Annotated in this window: 17 protein-coding genes; all 17 read left to right on the forward strand. The window is 59.0% G+C overall.

Annotated elements, in window-relative coordinates; translation table 11 throughout:
* Positions 1-17: 17 nt before the first annotated feature.
* Positions 18-404, forward strand: coding sequence for a DUF3040 domain-containing protein (locus tag ACT3TP_RS00550; protein WP_096286567.1), 387 nt, complete (start codon positions 18-20; stop codon positions 402-404).
* A gap of 429 nt (positions 405-833) precedes the next feature.
* Positions 834-1247, forward strand: coding sequence for a division/cell wall cluster transcriptional repressor MraZ (gene mraZ / locus ACT3TP_RS00555; protein ID WP_444618777.1), 414 nt, complete (start codon positions 834-836; stop codon positions 1245-1247).
* A gap of 179 nt (positions 1248-1426) precedes the next feature.
* A complete protein-coding gene (gene rsmH / locus ACT3TP_RS00560) occupies positions 1427-2419 on the forward strand; it encodes a 16S rRNA (cytosine(1402)-N(4))-methyltransferase RsmH (protein ID WP_096286505.1) in 993 nt (330 codons plus the stop codon).
* A gap of 2 nt (positions 2420-2421) precedes the next feature.
* Entirely contained in the window at positions 2422-3198 is a 777-nt protein-coding gene (locus tag ACT3TP_RS00565; protein ID WP_444618779.1) for a hypothetical protein, read from the forward strand.
* Between the two features lie 76 nt (positions 3199-3274).
* Positions 3275-5089: a peptidoglycan D,D-transpeptidase FtsI family protein gene (locus ACT3TP_RS00570; protein WP_444618781.1), complete on the forward strand. Its 1815-nt coding sequence runs from the start codon at positions 3275-3277 to the stop codon at positions 5087-5089.
* Positions 5083-6675 (forward strand): UDP-N-acetylmuramoyl-L-alanyl-D-glutamate--2,6-diaminopimelate ligase, encoded by a 1593-nt coding sequence (locus ACT3TP_RS00575; protein ID WP_444618783.1) that lies wholly within the window; start codon positions 5083-5085, stop codon positions 6673-6675. The genes ACT3TP_RS00570 and ACT3TP_RS00575 overlap by 7 nt, the downstream gene beginning before the upstream one ends.
* A 50-nt stretch (positions 6676-6725) precedes the next feature.
* Entirely contained in the window at positions 6726-8183 is a 1458-nt protein-coding gene (locus ACT3TP_RS00580; protein ID WP_444618785.1) for a UDP-N-acetylmuramoyl-tripeptide--D-alanyl-D-alanine ligase, read from the forward strand.
* Positions 8180-9283, forward strand: a complete 1104-nt coding sequence (gene mraY / locus ACT3TP_RS00585) for a phospho-N-acetylmuramoyl-pentapeptide-transferase (protein WP_096286499.1) — start codon at positions 8180-8182, stop codon at positions 9281-9283. Before ACT3TP_RS00580 ends, mraY begins: the two co-directional genes overlap by 4 nt.
* Entirely contained in the window at positions 9265-10800 is a 1536-nt protein-coding gene (gene murD / locus ACT3TP_RS00590) for a UDP-N-acetylmuramoyl-L-alanine--D-glutamate ligase (RefSeq protein ID WP_444618787.1), read from the forward strand. The genes mraY and murD overlap by 19 nt, the downstream gene beginning before the upstream one ends.
* 25 nt (positions 10801-10825) lie before the next feature.
* The gene (locus tag ACT3TP_RS00595) at positions 10826-12067 is read left to right on the forward strand and encodes an FtsW/RodA/SpoVE family cell cycle protein (protein WP_096286495.1); all 1242 of its coding nucleotides are present in this window, start codon (positions 10826-10828) and stop codon (positions 12065-12067) included.
* A 56-nt stretch (positions 12068-12123) separates the two neighbouring features.
* Positions 12124-13248, forward strand: a complete 1125-nt coding sequence (gene murG, locus ACT3TP_RS00600; RefSeq protein ID WP_096286493.1) for an undecaprenyldiphospho-muramoylpentapeptide beta-N-acetylglucosaminyltransferase — start codon at positions 12124-12126, stop codon at positions 13246-13248.
* Between the two features lie 2 nt (positions 13249-13250).
* Entirely contained in the window at positions 13251-14654 is a 1404-nt protein-coding gene (murC, locus tag ACT3TP_RS00605; protein ID WP_096286491.1) for a UDP-N-acetylmuramate--L-alanine ligase, read from the forward strand.
* A gap of 14 nt (positions 14655-14668) precedes the next feature.
* Positions 14669-15403, forward strand: coding sequence for a cell division protein FtsQ/DivIB (locus ACT3TP_RS00610; protein WP_444618789.1), 735 nt, complete (start codon positions 14669-14671; stop codon positions 15401-15403).
* A 218-nt stretch (positions 15404-15621) separates the two neighbouring features.
* Entirely contained in the window at positions 15622-16812 is a 1191-nt protein-coding gene (ftsZ, locus tag ACT3TP_RS00615) for a cell division protein FtsZ (protein ID WP_096286487.1), read from the forward strand.
* Between the two features lie 59 nt (positions 16813-16871).
* Positions 16872-17555: a polyphenol oxidase family protein gene (locus ACT3TP_RS00620; protein ID WP_444618791.1), complete on the forward strand. Its 684-nt coding sequence runs from the start codon at positions 16872-16874 to the stop codon at positions 17553-17555.
* 126 nt (positions 17556-17681) lie between these two features.
* On the forward strand, positions 17682-18233 hold the full coding sequence (locus tag ACT3TP_RS00625; protein ID WP_096286483.1) for a cell division protein SepF: 552 nt from the start codon (positions 17682-17684) through the stop codon (positions 18231-18233).
* 23 nt (positions 18234-18256) lie between these two features.
* Positions 18257-18553, forward strand: a complete 297-nt coding sequence (locus ACT3TP_RS00630; RefSeq protein WP_096286481.1) for a YggT family protein — start codon at positions 18257-18259, stop codon at positions 18551-18553.
* The last annotated feature ends 176 nt before the right edge of the window (positions 18554-18729 follow it).

Here is an 18729-nt window from a genome sequence, read left to right on the forward strand (position 1 = left end):
ATTGGAAGGAGAAGACGATGCCGCTATCAGAGCACGAGCAACGTCTGTTGGAGCAGTTGGAAAAGCAGCTGCACGAAGACCGCCGCTTCGCCTCCAGTATGAAAGCTCCAGCTAGCAGTGGTCGCCTTTCAACTCGCAACATTGCACTCGGCGCGCTTCTGGTCATAGTTGGGCTTGCTGGTCTCATTTATGGCATTTCGCAGCAACTCATCATCGTGGGTGTTGTTGGTTTCGCTGTCATGTTCGGTGGGGTACTGCTGGGCCTAGCCAAGTCCGCAGCAGGCAAGGTTGGTGGTGCAAAGACGCCAGCAGGTTCAAAACCGTCAGGCCCGGGAAACTCGCAGTTCATGAGCGGTCTGGAAGAAAAATGGAACCAGCGCAAGCGGGACCAATCCGACGGCTAGAACCCTTATTTACGAGGTGTAACCCTTTATTGGGGTTGCACCTCTTTTTCTTTTTAACGGTGTCCTTTTAACGGTCGACACGCGCTGCGTCGATTCTCGGCAGATTCCTAGGAAACACATTTGCACTGCTTCCTAACGACTCACCACTTTCCTCCCCGTCTCCCTCCACTGCCCTCCCCGCTCGCCCAAAAGGGCTGAAAATAGCGGTATCTCGGTACTTTCTTGGTCAAATTTCGAGATGCGCACATTCTCGCTCCTGGAGCCCTCCACAACGCAAGCTGGGAAAAACCCGCCAAAACAAGGCATTTTTTATGTCCAACCCCTCGCGAAAACGGTTGGTTTGCGTTGACAGTGGAGGGTTGTGGAGTAAAGTGGAGTGCAGTAGAGGGAATTGGGGTTTCCGGCCACTTCATATGAAAGGCGGTGTGCATGTTCCTTGGAACTTACACGCCCCGACTTGATGAAAAGGGCCGGCTGATTCTCCCCGCGAAATATCGTGACGATCTGTCTTACGGACTCGTGTTGACCCGTGGGCAGGAGCGCTGCATTTATGTTTTCAGCCAACGGGAGTTCGAGAAGCAGCATGAGCAATTAGCTCAGGCATCGCTTACCTCGCGTAAGGCGCGAGACTATGCACGTGTTTTCTTGTCTGGCGCTTCCGACGAAGTGCCGGATAAGCAAGGACGAGTCACGATTCCTCAAGTTTTGCGAAACTATGGAGGCCTAGACCGTGAAGTGACGGTCATCGGTGCGGGCAACCGCATCGAAATCTGGGACTCCACTGCATGGCAGCAGTACTTGCAGGAGCAGGAAGACGTATTTTCCGAAACGGATGAAGACTAAGGCTCCAACAGGTACCGGTTTACATCCACATCAGGTAATAGCGCTGGGTTGAGATCTCCAGCCACCTCCAGAGGGACTTGCTCTGGCTCCACTTCCCCGGAGCCAGATCGATGATCGCCGCTGGAAGGTTGGAGGGGGATCTGAATCCAGCGAACACGACGATAGCGAAAGGGGGCGCAGTGCCGAATCAAGATTCTCAACGACCCGCATCGGAACGACACGTTCCGGTATTACTGGATCGATGTGTCAATCTCTTGGCACCGGGCATCGAGAGCGCCAACGCCGCCGGACGCAAGGCAGTCGTCGTGGACTGCACTTTAGGAATGGGCGGGCATTCCGAAGCCATTCTCCAGCGGTTCGACAACCTCCACTTGATCGGCCTGGACCGCGATGAACAAGCCCACGAGCTTGCAGGTGCACGACTCAAACCCTACGCCTCGCGCATAGATTTGGTTCATGCGGTGTACGACGAAATCTCAGATGTTGTTGAAGACCTCGGCTACCCAGGTATCGATGGTGTCCTCTTTGATCTGGGTGTCTCATCGCTTCAGTTAGATGAACGCGAACGCGGATTCGCCTATTCCTACGATGCACCGTTGGATATGCGAATGGACACCTCGGTAGGACCAACTGCCGAAGATCTAGTCAACGACTTGGACCGTGAGAAGCTACTGCGCATCATTCGGCAGTGGGGTGAAGAGAAATTCGCGGGACGAATTTCCACCGCAATCGTCGAAGCCAGAGATAAAGAACGAATCACGACTACCGCCCAATTGGTGGACGTGATCCGTACAGTCGTTCCAGCTGCTGCCGCTCGTACTTCCGGCCACCCGGCCAAGCGGACCTTCCAAGCGTTACGTATTGCGGTCAATGAAGAACTCGATGTACTGGAGCGGGCTATTCCTGCCTCAATGTCTTCATTGAATATTGGTGGTCGAGTGGTCGTGATGAGCTATCACTCGCTGGAAGACAAGATCACCAAACGTCACTTCGTGAAGGGCTCAACTTCCTCCGCACCACCGGGATTCCCGGTCGAGCTGGAAGAGCACAAGGCTGAATTCAAGGTTCTGACCAAGGGCACCGAAAAGCCGAACGAAGCAGAAATTGCAGAAAACCCACGCGCTGCATCGGCCCGCTTACGGGCGGTCGAAAGAGTTCTGAAAAGGAGCTAGCCATGAGCCAACGAGCCCCACGTCGAGTATTGAAGACTGCCGCTATGACCGCACAGCCGGTTATAGAAGGCAGTGCCGCTCGCGATGTTCGTCCAGAGCCGGTGGCAGCAAGCGAACTGGCTGGCAACGACCCTCGGCAGCGTGTGACGCTCTCGCTCGTTCCGCGAATGAACGAGACGAACAAACGCTCAATGCTCGTTATGGTAAGTGCTTTGGTCCTGGTGGCCTTCGCGGTTGTGGTCACGCTTGTTCTCATGAATACCTCGGTCGCGCAGCGCCAGTACGACATCGTCTCCTTGCGAAACCAGGAACGCGCGCTCTCTCAGGAGAACCAGGCGTTGTTGAAGGAAGCCCAGTCGTTGTCCGCTCCACAGGCGCTCGCCAAGGAAGCCAAAGCGATAGGCTTAGTGGCTCCGGGAGCACCGGGCCTCGTCGACCTGACAGACAACAGCATCAAGAAATCAGCTGATAAGGCCGTCACGGCAGAAGGAAACGCCGCAAATTATGCGACGCTCCCATTGCCAGGACAGAGCATCCGCGAGAAGGCTGAGGCGAAAAAGAGCGAGTCGAAGGCTCCTGCTCCCACCGTGGGCCAGAATTCCAAGGACGAAACCAAAACCTCTAATGAGGCGTCGGAATCCAAGGACCCCACGAAGTCTGAGGCGAAGGAAGAAGCGGCAACTCGCAAGGTTGCTGATGACGGACGTCCGGTCTTCAACGACAGCGAGCTCAACGGCGGCACGATCCCGGCACCAATGATCAAATCCCCGACGAACTAACTTTCGCTTTCTAAGCTAGGACTACGGCGGTAATTCTCGCTGTCAAGAAACCACGTTGAGGGGACTGAGTATCACCGTGAACTCGACCGCACTGGAAACCGCAAAAAAGCGCATGCGCTTTTTGCTGATCTTATCTTTGGCAGCACTCCTGGCGATTGCTGGTCGTCTCTTTTGGGTGCAGGGCATCAACGCATCCACCGTCGCCGACGCCGCTCAAGCCGATCGCCAGCGCGAAGAAATCATCGCGCCGACGCGCGGTTCAATAGTCGATCGCAAGGGAACCCTATTGTCGGTCAGCGTGGATCGCTACGACCTGGTGATCGATCAGCGTGATCAACGAGATCAAATTCGTCGCGCCAAGCGTGATGGCACTAACGGCAGCGAGTTCATCGGCTGGGACCAGGCGATCCAGGAACTTGCGGAAATTCTTGAGCAGAACCCCGAGGACCTTGCCAAGTCGGTTCAGCCGCAGGATGAGGCCAAGCCCAAGGGCTACGTGGTTCTTGCCAAGGGAGTCACCCCAGAAGTCAAAAACGAGGTCATGGAAGTTGGCATCCCCCGTCTGACTCCCTTGCTGCGCAGCGAAAGGCAATATCCGCAAGGTGTCATTGCCGGACCGTTGCTTGGCTTCGTTCGAAATTCCGAAGACCAGACCACGGTGGTCGGTGCCGAAGGGCTCGAACTGAGCCAGGAGGAGCATCTGAAGGGAACCAACGGCAGCCGCAAGATCGAGGTGAGCGCCGACGGCGTGCGCATCCCGGTCACCGAAGTCGAAGAAACTCCTGCGGTCAACGGCCAGGACGTGATGCTCACCATCGATTCCGACGTGAACTATGTGGCCCAGCGTGAAGCCGAAAAGAAGCAGAAAGAATTCAACGCTGAATGGGTTTCGGTCGTCGTGATCGACGTGAAAACCGGCAAGCTTCTTGCCATCGGCGACTCTGCGCAGCTGGATCCCAACGATCCGGGAGCGACCGACCCTGAATTCCGGCGTTCGGTGGCCATCACCCGCGCCTTCGAACCAGGCTCTACGGGCAAAGCCGCCATCTTCGCCGCAGCGATCGACCAAGGCGCAGTGTCTGCGAAGACCGAAATGCGCGTCCCGAACAAGGTGACGGTCACCAAGGAGACGATCCACGACTCGCTGCCGCACGCCACCTACGACATGACCGTGGCCGGAATCTTCGCCCGCTCCTACAACACCGGCACGGTGATGGTGGGCAACAAGCTCAGCAACGAGGAACGCTATGACTACATGCGAAAGTTTGGGCTGGGCAGCCCCATCTACCTTGGACTGAATGGTGCCAGTGCCGGTCAGCTGGCAAAACCCGAGAATTGGGACCGACGCCAGCAGTACACGACCATGTTCGGCCAGGGCTATTCGCAGACCGTGCTGCACACGGCATCGATCTTCCAGGCCTTGGCCAACGGCGGCGAACTGATTGCACCAAGCCTCATCGAAGGGTACAAGAACGAAGACGGAAGCATCACCAAACCTGAAGCCCCGAAAACGACCCGGGTTGTGAAAAAGACGACATCTAAAGAGATGCTCAAACTCATGGAAGGTGTCGTGGACTCCGGCACCGGTACTAAAATGAAGATACCGGGCTACCGGGTAGGCGGAAAGACCGGTACCGGCCAGGCCGCCAGCGACAAAGGCTACGACGGATACAGCTATTCGTTTGCCGGCGTAGCACCGCTGGATGACCCGCAATACGTTGTGGTGGCAACCATGTACCGTCCACAGGGCAGCTGGAAGAACTTTTCGGTCGCCGACACGTTCACCGAGGTGATGAGCCACGTGCTCAACACCTACAACGTGCCGCCAAGCTCCACTAAATCTGAGTCGTACGACGTCTTCGTTGGTAAGGAACAAAAGAAACCTTGGTAGTTCAGGAATCAGGCACGCCACGCGAGCTGGAACGTTATTTACGACCCCAATCGGTCAAGGGAATCAGCTTTGACCGGCTCTGCGCGATGCTAGCCGCTGCTGCAAAGAACCAAGGGGCCTCGGCCAACCCGCGCATTACCGGCGTGAGCCTGAACCCGCAGATCGTCCAGCCGGGAGACGTGTTCCTGGCCATTTCGGGCGCCAAGCGGCACGGAGCCGAATTCCTTGCGGCAGCGCTCGAACACGGTGCAGTTGCCCTGATCACCGATCAGGCCGGTCTGGGATTCTTGCCTGCCGACCTTTCCATTCCGGTAGCGGTAGTGCCGAGCGTCCGACAGATCGCCGCCCGAGCCGCTAGCAGCGTCTACGGTACGGACACTCACTGCCCGCAGCTGCTCGCGGTGACCGGTACCAATGGCAAAACCACGACCAGCTACATGATCCGCGCGATCACCGAAGCCCTGGGCCGGCACTCCGGTCTGGTGGGCACCATCGAAATGTCTGCTCGCGGCCAGATCATCCCCAGCGTGCTGACCACTCCGGAGGCCACCCAGCTGCACGGCGTCTTGGCGCGGATGCAGGAACAAGATGTCGCCACCGTGGCCATGGAAGTCTCCAGCCATTCACTGAGCTATGGCCGGGTGGACGGACTTCGTTTTGCGGTCTCCGGATATACCAACCTCACCCAAGACCACTTGGACCTGCATGGTTCGATGGAAGAGTACTTCCAGACCAAAGCGGAGCTGTTCACCGCGCGGCACAGTGAACGCGCTGTGGTGATGGTCGACGATCCGTACGGCCAGCGCTTGGCAGAGCAGGCCTTGATCCCCACCGAATCGCTGAGCCTCGATGCTGCCAACCAAAGCGCCGACTGGAGAGTCACCGAGCTTGCACATAGTGCGCTTGGACATAAATTCGTCATCGTGCACCGGGACGGGCGAACCCTGCGTGCCCGTACCGGGCTGCCGGGCCTGTTCAATGTCGCCAATGCGGCGCTCGCCACGCTCATGGTGCTTTCCAGCGGAGTGGCCCTCGACACGCTGCAGCAGGTGCTGGAGGAGCACGATCCGCTCTCGGTGTCGGTTCCCGGACGCATGCAGGTCATCGGCGAAGCCCCGATTGCCGTGGTGGACTTCGCGCACAATTCCGACGCACTGGCCAAGGCGCTGGACTCGGTCCGCACCGGAGCCCAAGGCCGGCGGATCATCGTCTTCGGCGCCACCGGCGAACGCGACAAGACCAAGCGGCCGGATATGGGTGCGGTCGCTGCACGCCACGCCGACATCGTCATTGTCACCGACGACGACCCGCACGGCGAAGATCCAGCTCCGATCCGCGAACAGGTTGCCGCCGGAGCACAGCAGGTTCTCGATTCCGAGCGTCCGCAGGTGCAGCTGTACAACATCGCGCCACGCGCTAAAGCCGTAGAGTTCGCTGTGAGTTTGGCGGGGGTCCAAGATGCGATCCTCATCGCCGGTCGCGGACACGAAATCAGCCAAGACGTAGCGGGAATTGACGTTGCGCTCGATGACCGCGTCGAATTGGCCAACGCCCTAAAACTTCATGGGTTTGTGACCATTTACTAGCTCACAGAAGTCCTCGACCACGGCCGCTCAAGTGTAAAGTCCTAATTGCCATGATTGATTTGTCCTTCTCCGACCTGCTCGCGATCACCGGGGGTCGCGCGACAGCTTCTGTCGACCCATCCACCGTCATCTCATCGGTCACCACCGATTCGCGTGACGTGCTTCCCGGATCCCTCTTTGTCGCCAAGCCCGGCGAGTTCTCCGACGGGCACGCCTTTATCGACAAGGCCCTCGCCGGCGGCGCCGTGCTGGCCTTGGCCGAACGCATCACCTTAGATGACCGGCGGGTCGAGCATCCGGCAATCATCGTGGAAGACGCGGTGGAAGCCATGGGCCGCATCGCCGCGCACCTCGTGGAATACCTGAAGGCCGAGAACGACGCCGTGGTGATCGGGATTACCGGTTCGGCCGGCAAGACCACCACCAAGGACCTGCTGGCGACGATCTTGGCCAAGGTCGCCCCGACCGTTTCCCCGATCGGCTCCTACAACGGCGAGGTCGGCGTACCGCTGACCGTGTTCACCGCCACCAAGGACACCAAATACCTGGTGATCGAAATGGGCGCCACCGGAGTGGGGCATCTGACCTACCTGACCGACATGGTCCGCCCGAAGCTCGGTGTGGTGCTCTGCGTCGGGACCGCTCACGCCGGTGAATTCGGCGGAGTCGAGAACATCGAAAAGGCCAAGGGCGAACTCGTTGAGGCCTTGGACGCCTCCGGGACCGCCTTGCTGAACTTCGAAGATGCCAGGGTGGCGCGCATGGCGGAACGCTCCGGGGGAGCGGTCCGGTACTTCGGCAGCATCGCGGGCAAGCCACAGGAAGCCAGCGTCTGGGCCAATGATGTGGTGGTCAATGCGCATGGCCAGCCCGAGCTCACCCTCGAATTCGCCGACGGCTACAGCCAGCGGATCACCTCCGGCCTGCTGGGCCGCCACCACGTGAGCAACATTCTCGCCGCCGCAAGCGCAGCCTTTGAACTCGGCATCGCGGCAGCGCTGATCGCCGAGACCCTCGATGGGTTGGCCGCCGGAAGCCGCTGGCGGATGGAGCGCATCGAGCGGGCCGACGGGGTCACCATCATCAACGACGCCTACAACGCAAACCCGGAATCCATGCGCGCCGCACTGCGCACCCTGGCCGAGCTCGGCCTGCCCGATGAGCAGGGCCACGCCCGGCGCACCTGGGCGGTATTGGGTGAAATGCTCGAACTCGGGGACGACTCCCGGCACGAACATGACGTGCTGGGACGGATCGCGGTTCGCATGAACATCAAGAAATTGCTGGTCATCGGGTGGGGCGCGAAACTTGCCTATAACTCGGCGGTGCTTGAAGGCAGCTGGGGAGACGAAGCTTATTTCGTGGAAGATCTAGACGAAGCACGTACCTTGCTTCAAGAGCAGCTACTACCCGGAGATATTGTCCTGTTTAAATCCTCTAACGGGGCCGGTCTACGCTTCCTCGGCGACGACATTGCAGCATTCGCGAAGGAAGGCGACAACGCATGATCGCATTGATTTTGGGGGCCGGCATTGCCCTCGTGCTGACCATGGTGGCCATGCCGCTGTACATCCGCCTGCTCACCAAGAAACAGTACGGCCAGGTCGTGCGCGATGACGGGCCGAACTCGCACGCCATCAAGTCCGGCACCCCGACCATGGGCGGCGTGGTCTTCGTCTTGGCCGTGTTCGTCGCTTACTTTGCCACGCACCTGATCCTCGGTTTAATGGGACGCACCTCCTCGGGAATCACCGCCAGCGGTTTGCTGGTGCTGCTGCTCTTTGGCGGAATGGGCCTGGTCGGCTTCCTCGATGACTTCATCAAGATCTTCAAGAAGCGTTCATTGGGCTTGCGCGCCTGGCAGAAGATTGTCTTGCAGGCCTTCTTCGGCATCAGCTTCGCCGTGCTCGCCTTGCAATTCCCCAATGACCAGGGCTTGACCCCCGGCTCTACCGCAATTTCCTTCCTGCGCGACACCAACATTGATCTGGCCTTCGCTGGCCCAATGCTGGGCATGATCCTGTTCGTGCTCTGGGCGAACTTCATCGTTACCGGTGCTACCAACGGGGTGAACCTGACCGACGGCTTGGACGGGCTGGCTACCGGTGCCTCGATCATGGTCTTCGGCGCCTACACCCTGATGGGAATCTGGCAGCAGAACCAGGCCTGCAGCAACATGGATTCGCTGGACGTCTGCTACTCGGTGCGTGACCCGCAGGACCTGGCCCTGCTTGGCGCCACCCTCTCCGGCGCGCTGATCGCCTTCCTCTGGTTCAACGCCAAGCCGGCGAAGATCTTCATGGGGGATACCGGTTCGCTTGCTATCGGCGGTGCCGTGGCTGCCTTCGCGATCCTCTCGCGCACCCAGCTGCTGCTGGTGGTTATCGCCGGCCTGTTCGTGATCATCACCCTGTCGGTGATCATCCAGGTGGGCTACTTCAAGCTCTCGGGCGGCAAGCGCGTGTTCAAGATGGCGCCGCTGCAGCACCACTTCGAGCTTTCGGGCTGGTCCGAAGAAAATGTTGTTATTCGATTCTGGATTCTTGCCGGGCTGTTCGTGGCAGCCGGGCTGGGTCTGTTCTACTCCGAATGGGTTGTCGCGCTGTGAGTGAAAAACTGGCCGATCTGAGAAGCTGGGATGCTAATTGGAAAGGCTTGCGCGTCCTCGTTGCAGGTCTAGGGCTTTCGGGATTCTCTGCCGCCGATACCCTGATCGAGCTGGGCGCGATGGTCAGCGTCATCGACGGCCGCGACGATAAGATCAACGCCCAGCGTGCTGAAACGCTCATGCTGGTCGGAGCCCACGAGGTGCTGCTCGGCGAGCAGCACGTCGCTTCGCTGCCGCAGATCGATGGCGCGGCGCCAGAGCTGGTAATCGTTTCGCCAGGCTGGAATCCACGTCACCCGGTATTGCTTCAAGCCGCGGAAGCCGGCATCGAGATCTGGGGCGATATCGAACTGGCCTGGCGGGTCCAGAACCGCGCCGGGCGTAGCGCTCCGAAATGGCTGGCGATCACCGGCACCAACGGCAAGACCACCACGGTAGGAATGACCGAAGCGATCCTGCAGGCCGCTGGCCTGCGGGCGATCGCCGTGGGCAATGTCGGCACCCCGATTCTCGATGCGGTGCGCGAGCCGGTGGAATACGACGTGTTCGTTGTTGAGCTCTCCAGCTTCCAGCTGCACTACACGCACAGCATTTCTCCGCTTGCCTCGGTGGTGCTGAACATCGCGGAGGACCATGTCGATTGGCATGGCGGATTCGAAGGCTACAAGGCCGACAAGGCCAAGATCTACGAACGCACCGAAGTCGCCGCGATCTTCAATACCGCCGATGCGTCGACGCTGAAAATGGTGGAGAACGCTGATGTCGTCGAGGGCTGCCGGGCCATTGGCTTCTCTACGGACAGCCCGGCGGTTTCCACCGTAGGCATCGTCGAAGGACTGCTGGTGGACCGCGCATTCATCGAAGAGCGGCGAAGCAACGCGCTTGAACTGGTGGCGCTGACAGATATCGGCGAGATCGTTCCGCGGCATACCGCGGCCAACGCCGCGGCGGCGGCCGCCTTGGCCCGCGCCTACGGGGTGGAAGCCGAAGCAATCGCCAAGGGGCTCAGCGGGTTTGATTCCGGAGCGCACCGCATCCAAGCGGTGGCGCGTCGCGATGAGATCTTGTGGATCAACGACTCCAAGGCAACCAACCCGCATGCGGCAAATGCTTCCCTTGCGGCGTTCAGCTCGGTGCTGTGGATCGCCGGCGGCTTGTCCAAGGGCGTGGACTACACCGACTTGATCAAGGAACATGCCCAACGGCTCAGCGCCGTGCTGCTGATCGGCACGGATAACGATTCGCTGCGTGCGGCGCTGGCCGAACAGGCGCCGCAGGTACCGCTGATCGACATCACCGCTCAGGGGCTAGCCGCCGACGGCGTTGCCCCTACCGGGACTCAGGTGATGACCCAAGCGGTGCGCAAGGCGGCGGAACTAGCTCAAGCCGGTGACACCGTGCTAATGGCGCCGGCTGCGGCATCCATGGATCAATTCAGCTCCTACGCCCAGCGTGGCAACGCATTTATCAGCGCGGTCAGTGATCTGATGGATGCGGGCACCGAAGAAACCAAGTAAGCAGCGGACGGGACGGGAGGCAGATATGGCGTCACCACGTGGCAAAAAAGCCAGGAACGGAAAGCCTAAAATCTCCCCGATTTCCCGGCTCATCGGCAATATCGAATCCGGTAGTGCCCGGACCGCCTCCATTGACTACATGCTGGTGTTCGTCACCTCCATTGCCTTAGCCGTTTTCGGTGTGCTGATGGTGCAGTCTTCGGCATCGGTCGAGGCGATCGCGCGCGGAAACGACGGCTTTGAGGTGGCGATCTCCCAGGCGATGTTCGCCGCGTTGGGGATCGTGTGCATGATCGTCATGCAATTTTTCAAACCAGAGTCCTTGAAGCGGCTCGCCTGGCCCGCGGCAATCATCGCGTTCGGGCTGCTCTTCCTGGTGGCCTTCACCCCGCTGGGCCATGAGGTCTTGGGCAACCGAAACTGGATCCGCATCACCGCTACCGTAGGGCTGCAGCCCAGTGAATTCGCCAAGCTGGCGTTGGCGGTTTTTGCCGCGTTCATGCTGGAAAAGAAACAGGGCATGCTGCACGACTACAAGCACCTGTTCATTCCAGTAGTCGCTCCCGTCGGCGGCGCCATCCTCTTGCTGGTGCTGTGGGGCAAGGATGTGGGTACCGCGCTGATCCTAATCCTGATCATCGCCACCGCATTATTCCTCGGCGGGCTCAAGATCAAGTGGCTGGCCCTGACCGGCGCCGCGGGTTTCATCGTGCTCTCGGTCTTGGTTTTTGCCTCTAGCAACCGACGTGCCCGCATGCTGGCATGGCTGAACATCGACTGCGGTCCCGATGACCGGATCTGCTACCAGTCGAGCATGGGACTGCATGCCTTCGCATCGGGTGGCTGGTTCGGTGTAGGCGCCGGGCAATCACGGTTGAAGTGGTCGTATGTTCCGGAAGCTCAGAACGACTTTATCTTCTCAATCCTTGGTGAAGAGTTCGGCTTTGTCGGAGTGCTCTTCGTGCTGTGCATGTTCGCGCTGTTGGCCTTGGCCATGTACCGCATTTCGATGCGCGCAAATGACCTGTACACGAAGGTGCTCATGGGTTGCATATCTTCGTGGATCATTGGCCAGACGTTCATCAACCTCGGCACCGTCAGCGGATTGCTGCCGGTCATCGGCGTGCCCTTGCCGTTCATTTCTTCCGGCGGCTCGGCCATGCTTGCGGTAATGCTCGCCATGGGTTTTGTCCTGTGTTCTGCTCGCGCCCAAAAGGTCGCCGCATTGGCTACCCTTGTCGAGGATGCCAAGAAGCCTAAAAAGTAGTATTCGCTTACGTTATTGCCTAATAGCCGGTCTTGGACCCAAGGAGTAGAAAAGCCATGAGTGATCCGATCCGTCTGGTAGTTGCCGGAGGCGGAACCGCCGGCCATATCTCGCCGATGCTGGCGATCGCTGATGCGGTCCGCAAGCGGGACCTTCAAGCAGAGATCCTCGCGCTGGGATCCCCGGGCGGACTCGAAACGAAGCTGGTGCCGGAAGCCGGATACCGGCTGGAGCTGATTCCCAAGGCGCCGATGCCTCGCAGTATTTCGCTGGATCTGCTCAAGTTCCCTTTCCGATTCCTGAAGGCGCTAAGCCAAGCGAAGCGGACCCTGCGCGAAACCGGTGCCGAAGCACTGCTCGGCGTGGGAGGTTACGTATGCACACCAGCCTATCTCGCGGCAAAGCAGCTGGGGATACCGACCTTTGTCCATGAGGCGAACTCGGTAGCCGGCATGGCCAATAAATTGGGTGCCAAACACGCGGTAGCGGTCGGAACCACCTTCGCCAATACCGGGTTGCCTAAGGAACGCCAGGTGGGCATGCCGATGCGCTCGAATATTGCGCTGATGGATCGCAACGCGTTGCGCGAGGAAGCACGCGCGTATTTCGGCCTCACCGATGAAGCTCCGGTTCTCCTGGTCACCGGAGGTTCCTCCGGAGCGCAGAGCTTGAACACCACGATTATTGCCGCGCTCGATGAGCTGACGGCCGCCGGGATTCATGTGGTGCATATTACCGGCCGGGAAAAGCAGGCCACCGATGCCCAGGGAAATCTCTTGGCGCAGGAGGGCTATACGCAGCGCGAATATGTGGAACGCATGGACTACGCCTATGCGGCGGCCGATCTGATGATCTGCCGTTCGGGTGCCGGGACCGTCTGCGAGCTGGCCGTGGCGGGCACCCCTTCGGTACTGGTGCCCTTGCCTATCGGCAATGGTGAGCAGAAGCTCAATGCGCGTGAACTCGTCGCAGCCGGGGGCGCGGTGCTGGTCTCCGACGGCGAATTCACTCCCGACTTTGTCACCGACACGGTGCTGAAGCTGGTCACCGATCAGCATAAACTTGAACAGATGTCGCAGGCCGCCGCGGCCCAGGGGCAGCGAGACGCCGCCGAACAGATGGCGGCCCTGATTATCGATGAAGTTTCAACCCGCCGTTCAGCGTCGGGCCAGAAAGGCTAAACATGGCACAGCAGCCAGGCGAGCACATCGCCGAACTTGGCAAGGTACATCTGATGGGTGTTGGCGGTGTTGGCGTATCTGCCGTAGCCCGACTGCTATTGGACTATGGGGTATCGGTGTCCGGCTCCGACGCCAAGAACCTGCCGGTTCTCGACGGCTTGCGTGAGCGCGGCGCGCGTATTCATGTCGGCTATGACCCACAGAACTTAGGTGACGCGGACACCGTGGTGATCTCCTCGATCATCAAGCCCGGGAACGCCGAATACGATGAAGCGCTCCGCCGGGGACTGCGCATCTTGCACCGCTCCGAGGGGCTCGAAGCGACCATGCGCGGCCATCAGCAGGTGGTGACCATCGCCGGAACCCACGGCAAGACCACCACTACGTCGTTGACCGCCCATATGCTGAAGACCGCAGCGGCAGCCCCGTCTTTTGCCGTGGGCGCGAACATTCCAAGTCTGGGCACCAACGCAGAACTCGGCGCGGGAGGGATCTTCGTCGCCGAGGCGGATGAGTCCGATTCATCGTTCTTGAATTATCGGCCAAATGTCATTGTGGTCACCAACGTCGAAGCCGATCACCTCGATCACTATGGTACGGCGGAAGCCGTGCACCAGGCCTTTGTAGATTTCGCTCGGTTGCTGCCCGCGGATGGTCTGCTCATCTGCTGTGCAGATGATGAAGGCGCCAACGGCCTGGCTCGCAAGATGCGCCATGAACGTCCCGAACTGCGGATCCAGACCTACGGTTTCGCCGATCACGCTGACCGTCGGCTCAGCGATGCGCGCGCGCTGGACGACGGGCGTTTCGTGTGCACCATCGAATGGGGCAGCGGTGAGAGCCATACGCTGAACCTTGCGGTGCCTGGCCAGCACAATCTGCTTAACGCTGCCGCAGCCCTGGCGGTAGGCATGGATGCCGGGCTTGAAATCGCCGATGCGCTTGAGGCTTTGGCCAGTTTTGCAGGTGCAGCGCGCCGTTTCGAGTTCAAAGGCGAAGCCGAAGGCGTGCGTGTCTATGATGACTACGCCCACCATCCCACCGAAGTAAATGCCGCCTTGAAGGCAGGACGCGCGGTGGCCGGGGACGGCAAGCTGCATGTGGTGTTCCAACCGCATCTTTTCAGCCGAACCCAAGAGTTCTACCGCCAGTTCGCCCAAGCCTTGTCGTTGGCCGACAGCGTGCGCGTTCTGGAGATCTACCCGGCACGTGAAGAGCCGATCCCCGGAGTCACCAGCGCGCTGATCGCCGAGCGGATCGAAGTGCCAAGCGAGGTGCTCAGCCCGGTGGCGGCGGTGGCCCACGTGGTCGAGTATGCCGAACCCGGAGATGTCGTGATGACCATTGGTGCCGGAGATGTGACCGAACTTGGTTCGCAAATCGTCGCGGCACTGTCCTGCGAATAAAGCTGGGAGCCACTATGGGGGAAAACACCAAGGTTGTCGAGCTGCCAGCCAGCCCGGAGAAGAAACGACGCAAGCTGCTCATTATCATCGCCGCAAGCATTGTGGCGCTGAGCATCGCGGCGGTATTGATTCTCAGTTTTTCGCCGCTGCTTGCCGCGAAGAAAATTGAGGTGACCGGAAGCAAGCTGGTCAGCGAGCAGAAGCTGCTCGAAGCGTTGGCGCCGCTGGAAGGAGTGCCGCTGCCGCGGATCTCCGAATCGCGTGTCGTAGAGCTTATCGGCGATCAGCCAGCCGTGGACGAGATTGTGGTGCGTGCAAAAATGCCCGACACGCTAGTCGTCGAAGTGGTCGAGGCCGTGCCTGTGGCGATCCTGGTGGAGGGGAAAAATTCCTATATCGTCTCGTCTACCGGAGAGAAGCTGAAAAAAGTCGGAGAGAATGACAAAACCAAACTTCCTCGGGTGAAGGCCTCGGATCAAACCAAAGACCCGGAGCAGTTTCAGCTGCTGACCGGGATCCTGAGCACGGTGGAGCCCAACGTGCTCAAGCAGGTCTCCACCGCTACGCTGACCCAGGCTGGTTTCATGGAACTCGCCTTGCCGAAGAAGCGAACTCTGATCTGGGGAGACGGAGGGAAAGCCGCACTTAAAAATGAAGTTGCGAAGATTTTCCTCGACGAACTAAATGAAAATCCGAAGATGGCCAAGGTCATCGACGTGACCAATCCAGAAAACCCGGTGACGTATTAAGTCGTTCGCCACGGGCGAGGGATGAACATTCTCAAGGTAAATTCTGGAAAGATAGGTTTCAATAGGCGACACGCCACGGCGGTCGTTGCAGAAAGCCAGCATGGCTCATAGCGTTCTTAATAGCGATAGCTTGACAGAAACTTAACCTTAAGGCAGAAGGTCAAGGTTTCGCGCATGAATCGTGAAATATGTAGCACATCTAACAAGGGAAGCGGGACGTGGCAGCTCCACAGAATTACCTCGCGGTCATTAAAGTCGTCGGAATCGGCGGTGGCGGTGTAAACGCAGTCAATCGAATGATCGAAGTCGGTCTCAAGGGCGTTGAATTCATCGCCATCAATACCGATGCGCAGGCTCTACTCATGAGTGATGCCGACGTTAAGCTCGACGTAGGACGCGAACTTACTCGCGGCCTCGGCGCTGGCGCGAACCCTGATGTGGGACGCCAGGCAGCCGAAGACCACGTTGAAGAGATCGAAGACGTCCTACGCGGCGCCGACATGGTCTTCGTGACCGCCGGCGAAGGCGGTGGCACCGGTACCGGTGGCGCGCCCGTCGTGGCACGAATCGCCCGCGGATTGGGCGCTCTGACCATCGGTGTCGTCACCCGCCCATTCACCTTCGAAGGTCGCCGCCGCGCGAACTCGGCCGAAAATGGCATCGAAGCACTACGCGACGAAGTCGATACTCTGATCGTCATCCCGAACGACCGGCTGCTGTCCATCTCGGACCGCAACGTTTCCGTTCTGGACGCATTCCGCCAAGCAGACCAGGTACTGCTTTCCGGTGTTCAGGGCATCACCGACTTGATCACCACCTCGGGTCTGATCAACCTCGACTTCGCCGACGTGAAGTCCGTTATGCAGGGTGCCGGCTCGGCACTTATGGGTATCGGCTCAGCACGTGGCGAGGATCGTGCGGTGAAGGCCGCAGAGCTAGCAATCGCTTCGCCGTTGCTGGAAGCATCCATTGACGGTGCGCATGGCGTCCTGCTCTCCATTCAGGGTGGCTCGGATCTCGGTTTGTTTGAGATCAACGAGGCAGCTCGTCTGGTTCAGGAAGTCGCGCACCCAGAAGCCAATATCATCTTCGGTGCCGTCATCGACGACGCTTTGGGTGACGAAGCTCGAGTTACGGTGATTGCTGCCGGCTTTGACGAGCCAGATGTAACCAGCAAGCCGATGGCTCCGCTGGCTTCGAAGCCAGCGGCCAGCCGTCAAGCACAAGAGCAGCAGCCTGTTCCAGCTGCGGTGGCCCCTGAAGCAACACCAGCTCCGGCGGCTGCTGCTCCAGAAGCAAAGCCAGCGGCAGCGGAGCAGGACAACTCCTTCCAGGATCTTCCAGACGTTGTCGACTCGGACCTTAACGGTTCGAACGATGACCTGGACGTTCCGGACTTCCTAAAGTAAAAACAGCGACAAGCTGAGCAGTGCTACATTTCGCGTCGAACCTCGATTCGAGTATCCAAGTGGCATTTACCACGCAAGCCGAGGGAAACCTGGCCTTGCATGTAAATGATGACCCCCACTTAGTGGGGGAGCATCGGGCCAAGCTGGAAGACTCGATCGGGGTTCGTCGTTTTTCATTGCACTTCATGAACCAAATCCATTCCACAGTGGCGGTGCATATTGCCCCAGAGCAGCGCACCTCATGGAATGAACCCGAGGCGCCGACCTGCGATGCGCTCATCGACCCTACCGGGCGCGAAGCCCTCGCCGTCATGGTGGCCGATTGCCTGCCGGTCCTTTTTGTGGCACGAGACACGCACAATGCTCGGACTTTCACCGCCGCGGCCCACGCCGGTCGTCGGGGGCTACTGGGCGGGATTCTGGCGCATACCGTCGATGAACTGCATGGATTGGGCGCAGAATCGGTTGAGGCCGTCATCGGTCCGGCGATCTGCGGGCGCTGCTATGAAGTCCCGGAAGCCATGGCAGCCGAATCCGAGCTAGCGCGACCGGGCATACGAACCAGCACCAGCTGGGGGACCCCCGCGCTCGATCTACCGGTTTCGGCCGAGCAAGAGCTCTCGGCACTAGGCGTTCAGGTGCAGCAAAGCAGAATTTGCACCTTGGAGGATGAGAGATTCTTCTCCTATCGAAGAACTCCTCAATCGGGTCGATTGGCTGGCCTGATATGGCCGAAAACCTAGGCTTGCGCGACACACCGCGCAAAAAAATTCGAATGAGCGATGCCTGTCGATTGCCGTGCGGTAGCGTCAGAGTAGCGGAATCATGCACCTGCGCGTGCATGCACGGGACAACTGAGGAGAAATATCGTGGCTGACGGACTACGTAAGGCAATGGTCTATCTTGGCTTGGCGGATGCTGTCGAGCAGAGCGAGGCCGAAATGGACAACTCAGAACCTAGGACCCAGGTGCGGGCCGTAGAAGATGCTGCCCCGCAGCGTCCTTCCGAAGCCCCGCGCCCGCAGCCGGTAGTCAAGCCGGTTGCCCCGCATTCCGTAGCCAAAGAACCAGAGAGCGAATACCGTGCTCCGGTCACACCGATTAAGCGTGCCCCTTCAGTACGGGATGAGGATTCCGAATTGCGTCAAATTACTACCGTTCACCCGCGTTCTTACAACGATGCCAAAATCATCGGTGAGAACTTCCGTGACGGAATCCCGGTGATTATGAATGTCACCGATATGGGAGAAACCGATGCTAAGCGCCTAGTCGATTTCTCGGCTGGCCTAGTTTTCGCACTCCACGGCTCCATCGAGCGAGTCACGAATAAAGTATTTCTGCTCTCCCCGGCCACTGTGGAAGTACTGGGTGAAGACCGTAAACAGTCCGAAGCCCAGGCGACTTTCTTCAACCAGAGTTAAGCTGCAGGAGCGAGCGCGTAAACATGGTGTTCGGGATTATTTATTTCCTGCTAGCTGTCTTGCAGATTCTGCTAATAATGCGAATTGTGTTGGACATAACTGAAAGTTTTGCACGGCATTGGCGACCGAAAGGGATCGCGCTAGTGGCTGCAACTGCAATCGTCACGATTACCGACCCGCCGCTGCGTTGGTTGAGACGCAGGATTAAGCCATTGGATATCGGTGGAATCCGGCTTGACTTGTCATTTTTGATCCTGTTTATCGTCGTAATGATTGTCAAATCGATCATTAGTGGCGTAGGTTACAGTACAGGGATCTGAGCAGGTATTTCGTAGAAGAATACGAGGATCTGGCAGAGTCCTAAACTGTAAAATTCAATAGAAAAAGAGCTGTCCCGGCAGTTCGGTTTCGTAATTAGTGTCCGAATCGTTATATCCTTTAGGAAATAGTGCTCCGACTTCACCGGTCGCGACACTGAATGAACGGTAAGTGTTTC

It is taken from the genome of Glutamicibacter sp. AOP38-B1-38 (genome assembly GCF_052377485.1).
Classification (GTDB): domain Bacteria; phylum Actinomycetota; class Actinomycetes; order Actinomycetales; family Micrococcaceae; genus Glutamicibacter.